Annotated in this window: 1 protein-coding gene and 1 pseudogene; both read right to left on the bottom strand. The window is 46.7% G+C overall.

Translation table 11 applies throughout. The features are described from left to right. Positions 1–1177 (bottom strand): SusD/RagB family nutrient-binding outer membrane lipoprotein (locus WBA23_RS10180; protein ID WP_424582172.1); only part of this gene is annotated, 1177 nt, incomplete at its 3' end. A gap of 10 nt (positions 1178–1187) precedes the next feature. Further along, a pseudogene (locus tag WBA23_RS10185) lies at positions 1188–2176 on the bottom strand (SusC/RagA family TonB-linked outer membrane protein); the annotation flags it as partial.

A 2176-nucleotide genomic window follows, 5' to 3' on the forward strand; every position in this document is an offset into this window, starting at 1 on the left:
GCTCATAAGCCAGCGTGAACCCTGTCTGATAAGTAGGATCAATGTATCCCCCTTCGTTCAGAAATGCTCGATACTCATTTAGATAGCCCAAAGCGGCTTCAAAATTACCTGTTCGCACCGAAGTTTCGGCTAGCGTTAGTATGTTCTCCTGGTAAGTAATCAATGGGAAAGAGGCATTTTCAGCAAACATACCGTTCAAGGTATCGCTCTGCGAAAGAGAAAGTGTGTTGGGCTCAATCCTTTCCGGAGTATTAATAGCCTGAGCAGCTCCTAGATAATAGTAGTTAAAGCGAGCTGATTCGTCAGTTTTAGCATTTCCTCGGTAGTTATCGTTGGCAGGGTCGAGTAACGTGACTAAGTAGGCTTCACCTTGAGCATCTTCTGCTGCAATATCACCACCCCGAGAGGGTCCTAGAAAATCCCAGTACATATTTCGGTCTACATCGTTGGTTGTACCATGTGAGAGATACATAGAGCCAGCAAAACTAGATATTCCGTTCTCGGCTGCTTGAAAGGCTAAGTCATACTGTTCAGTATCCATATAAAGCCGAGCCTTTAGCGTATATGCCGCCGCAGTCCAAGATGCAGGATCACCATCGTAGTAGATATCGGTGCCACTCGCTGGAACACCAATGCCAGATTCTAAATCACCAATTCCTTCATCCAGTAGATTTTGCAAGGAAGTATAGATATCCATTTGATTATCAAACAGCGGAGACTCAAATTCCTCAATCTGCGCCGCTTGCGAAAACGGAATATCGCCCCACAAAGAGGTGGCGTTACCTATGCAGTGCGCTTGAGTCACTTTCGTCATTCCCGCGAATACCCGAATACCTAACGGCTCTATCTTGCTCAGAACAATCCGAGAGTTACGCAGCGTACCGTAGTACACATTGTCCCACATATTCGTGAAATTAGAGGCTCCTGCGTTGTACGCCTGAAAGTCGCCCCACTGACGGTCCACCCCCTTCATTTGCCCCGACCACATGGCGGCCATTCGGGCCGTTAGTCCGGCGTGGGTAGTGGCGTTGGCTAACTGTACTCCAGTAAATATTAATTCGGCTGGCGCGTCCGCGGGGTTATTCGGATCGTCGTTCAAATCTTCTACTATTCCTTCGCAAGCGAATAGCGAAAGGGCTAGCAGAGCTAGTAAGCTATAATGAGATAATATTTTCATGTTACTTGGTTTAGTAGTTAATAGCGATAGAGAAAATGTAAGACTTAGTACCCGGATTATTAAAGTAATCCTGCCCTCGGGAGTTAGTCGCTCCATCGAGTGAGGTTTCCGGATCAATGCCTACTACATCAGTCCACAATAGCAGATTACGTCCGCGCAGAGCAAAGTCAATGCTCTGCAATTTGGTTCTTTCTCGGAATTTCTCGGAAGTAAGGCTGTAAGAAAGAGATACCTCGCGCAGGCGAGTCCAACTACCATCTACAATAAATTGCTCCTGAAGATTACTGAATCCTTGCCCTAGCGTAGTGTACCAAGCTTCGTCAAGTATAACGGGTCCACCCCCAAAGTCGCGGATGTTTCCCCGCACGGTGGTGCCTCCCGCAATAGTTTCTCCGGAATAGTTTACCAATCCACTTGCCGGTACCACTACTTCGTTACCAGTATCTTCATGCACTCCGAAGTTATAGAGCACTGATTTGGTGTTGGGAGCGAAAGAGCTACCCTGGAAGGTTTCAAATAGTGCGTATAATGATAGATTTTTCCAGGAAATTGTTCCACCAATACCACCCCGCCACGCTGGGTTAGGATCACCAATTACCCCAAAGTCAGGTGCTACCTGCGGAAAATTATTTTCATCTAAATTCAGTGAACCATCAGCATTGCGAAGATACACTCCACCAAATAGGGTTGAAAGAGGTTCGCCTACTTTGGCTACTGAACTAGTTAAGGTGCTGAAGCCTCCTAGGGTAATCACGTCGCCATCGCCATCTCCGCTTCCGCCTAAGCTAGTTATTTCGTTAACGTTACGGTTGGCATTGGCGAAAAGGTCAATACTCCAGTCGTTATTAGAGAATACATTAAGACCCAAATCAACTTCCCAGCCTCGGTTTTCCATGGAGCCAGCATTGGTATAACTGGTTTCGAAGCCTACCGATGAAGGTAGTCGTACATCTAATAACAAGTCTACAATTTCGTTCTGGTAATAGGTGAAGCCCGCGG

The sequence above is a fragment of the Tunicatimonas sp. genome (assembly GCF_049647865.1).
Classification (GTDB): domain Bacteria; phylum Bacteroidota; class Bacteroidia; order Cytophagales; family Cyclobacteriaceae; genus Tunicatimonas.